A 2979-nucleotide genomic window follows, 5' to 3' on the forward strand; every position below is an offset into this window, starting at 1 on the left:
CGGGCGCGGCCGCGAGGTAGCCCGCGATACCCGCGAAGCCATCGAGCGCCTCTCCGCCATGGTCGGCGAGACCGGTATCACCGTGGCGCAATTGGCCCGGGACAGCGACGAAATCGGCTCTGTGGTTGACGTAATCAAAGGCATCGCCGACCAGACCAACCTGCTGGCCCTCAACGCCGCCATTGAAGCGGCGCGTGCCGGCGACATGGGCCGCGGCTTTGCCGTCGTCGCCGACGAGGTGCGCCAATTGGCACAACGCACCACGCACTCCACCACCCAGATCCATGGTTTGATCACCAAGCTCCAGGCGTCGTCCAACAACGCCGTGCAAAGCATGGAGCACGGCCAGCGCCAGGCGCAGGAAGGCGTGGCCCGGGTGCTTGAGGCGGACCAGGCGCTGGTCGGCATCAGCGAAGCGGTGTCCCACATCACCGAGATGACCACCCAGATCGCTGCCGCCACCGAAGAACAAAGCGCGGTGGCCGAAGAGATCAGCCGCAACATCACCACCATCGCCGAACTGGCCGACCAGACGTCGGTCCAGGCCCATCAATCCACTGACCTGAGCAAAGAACTGACCCACACCGCGGCCACCCAATACGCACTGGTTGAACGCTTCAACCGCTGACGGGGAATGCGCGCGCACCCACCTTCCAAATGCCACAGGCAACTGGAGGATGGGCGCCTTCAGCCCGCCTCGCCTCAACTCACCCCCAACTCCACCACCCCCGCATTCAACCGCACTGGCCACACCCGCAAGCGCTGGTGCGGTGCCTCCAGGCATTGGCCGTCCGCCAGACGGTAATGCTGTTTGTAGATCGGCGCGGCCACCACCAGGTCGCCTTTGATACTGCCGACCAGCCCGCGACCGATCACGTTTGCGCCGGATTCCGGGTCGTGGTTGTCGATAGCATAGAGCGTCTGGTCCGGTGCGTCCGGCAGGTAAAACAGCGCGACTTGCGCGCCGTCGTACCACACCACCACGCCGGAATTGCTCACCAGGTCGCTTTCGCTGCACACGCTTTTCCAGGTGGCAAGGTTTCGCAAAGTGTTGGACTGGCTCATCAGGCAAGCTCCTCGATGACGGGAATCAGGTTGAGTTCGGCGGCCATGATTGGCCGGCGCTGGCCGCGTTCGTGGACAAAATGGATGTCCGGGTCCGGGCGTTTGTCGTTGACGAAGGTACGGAAGCGTTTGAGTTTTTCCGGGTCTTTGAGGGCGTTGGCCCACTCGCATTCGTAACGGTCGACCACCAGTTGCATTTGCGCTTCGAGCTCGTCGCCCAGGCCCAGGCTGTCGTCGAGGATCACGTCCTTGAGGAAATCCAGGCCCCCTTCCAGGCTTTCGCGCCACACCGAGGTGCGCTGCAATTTGTCGGCGGTGCGGATGTAGAACATCAGGAAGCGGTCGATGTAGCGGATCAGCGTGGCGTCATCCAGGTCGGTCGCGAACAGCTCGGCATGGCGTGGGCGCATGCCGCCGTTACCGGCGATGTAGAGGTTCCAGCCCTTCTCGGTGGCGATCACGCCGACGTCTTTGCTTTGCGCTTCGGCGCATTCGCGGGTGCAGCCGGATACCGCAAACTTGAGTTTGTGCGGCGAACGCAGGCCTTTGTAGCGGTCCTCGATCAGCAGCGCCATTTTCACGCTGTCCTGCACGCCGTAGCGGCACCAGGTGCTGCCGACGCACGACTTCACCGTGCGCGTGGATTTGCCGTAGGCATGCCCGGTTTCAAACCCGGCGTCGATCAGCTCGGCCCAGATGTCCGGCAACTCATGCAGTTGCGCGCCAAACAGGTCGATGCGCTGGCCGCCGGTGATCTTGGTGTAGAGCTCGTATTTCTGCGCGACCACGCCGATGGCGATGAGTTTTTCCGCAGTGATTTCGCCGCCCGGAATACGCGGCACCACCGAGTAGGTGCCGTTCTTCTGCATATTGGCCATGAACGTGTCGTTGGTGTCCTGCAACGGCACCAGCGAGGCGTCCATGATCGGCTGGTTCCAGCATGACGCGAGGATCGAGCCCACCGCCGGTTTGCACACATCGCAACCGATGTGGCCACGACCATGTTTGGCCAGCAATTCTTCGAAGGTGATCACCCCTTCCACACGCACCAGGGCATACAACTCCTGGCGGGTATAGGCGAAGTGTTCGCACAGGCTCTTGTCGACGCTGACGCCACGGGCCACCAGTTCATGCTCGAACACCTGCTTGAGCAAGCCGGCGCAACCGCCACAGCCGGTGCAAGCCTTGGTCTGCGCCTTGAGCAGGCCAAGGTCGGCGCAGCCGCTGTCGATGGCCGTGCAAATCGAGCCTTTGGTGACGTTATGGCAGGAGCAGACGGTGGCCGACTCCGGCAAGGCGCCAGGGCCGAGGGTCGGTGCGCCGGCGGACGACGGCAAGATCAGGCTGGCCGGTTCGGCCGGCAAGGCGATACCGTTCTGCATGTACTGCAGCAACGTGTCGTAGTAGCTGTTGTCGCCGACCAGCACCGCACCGATCACCTGTTTGCCGGTGGCGTCCACCACCAGCCGCCGGTAACTGGCGCTGGCCTCGTCGATGAACTGGTAGCTGCGCGCACCGGGCGTGTGTGCATGGGCGTCGCCAATGGAACCTACGTCCACCCCCAACAGTTTGAGTTTGGTCGACATGTCCGCGCCGACAAAGGGCTCGGCGGCCTGCCCGCACAACAGGGCGGCAACCCCTCGGGCCATCTGGTAACCCGGCGCGACCAGGCCGAACAGGCTGCCGTTCCAGGATGCACATTCGCCAATCGCGTAGATGTTCGGGTCGCAGCTCAAGCACTCATCATTGATCACCACACCGCCGCGTGGGCCAATCTCCAGGCCGGCCTGGGGACCAGCACGGTCTTGGTCGGAGTGCCCGGTGCGCCGGCGGCTGCGACGAAATGCTGTTGGCGGGTGACGGATTCGGGCACGTCGAGCTGAACGCTGAACGGGTGTTTGAGCGAGAAGTCCC

The 2979-nt window shown here is 63.5% G+C and carries 2 protein-coding genes and 1 pseudogene; 1 reads left to right on the plus strand and 2 read right to left on the minus strand.

Annotation, left to right across the window (positions count from 1 at the left end; genetic code table 11):
* A partial coding sequence (locus tag L9Z73_RS28330) for a methyl-accepting chemotaxis protein (protein ID WP_247408079.1) occupies positions 1 to 628 on the plus strand: 628 nt, incomplete at its 5' end.
* 74 nt (positions 629 to 702) lie between these two features.
* On the opposite strand, the gene nirD is transcribed toward L9Z73_RS28330, so the two are convergent.
* Together nirD and nirB are read right to left on the minus strand one after the other, a co-directional pair.
* Positions 703 to 1065: a nitrite reductase small subunit NirD gene (gene nirD / locus L9Z73_RS28335; protein ID WP_247408081.1), complete on the minus strand. Its 363-nt coding sequence runs from the start codon at positions 1063 to 1065 to the stop codon at positions 703 to 705.
* Positions 1065 to 2873: pseudogene (gene nirB / locus L9Z73_RS28340) on the minus strand (nitrite reductase large subunit NirB); the annotation flags it as partial. The pseudogene nirB and the gene nirD, both read right to left, overlap by 1 nt.
* Positions 2874 to 2979 lie beyond the last annotated feature (106 nt).

The sequence above is a fragment of the Pseudomonas emilianonis genome (genome assembly GCF_023072625.1).
Taxonomy (GTDB): domain Bacteria; phylum Pseudomonadota; class Gammaproteobacteria; order Pseudomonadales; family Pseudomonadaceae; genus Aquipseudomonas; species Aquipseudomonas paraveronii.

Coding starts and splice junctions, on each gene's coding strand:
- nirD (WP_247408081.1), bottom strand. CDS start 1,065: ATGAGCCAGTCCAACACTTTGCGAAACCTTGCCACCTGGAAAAGCGTG.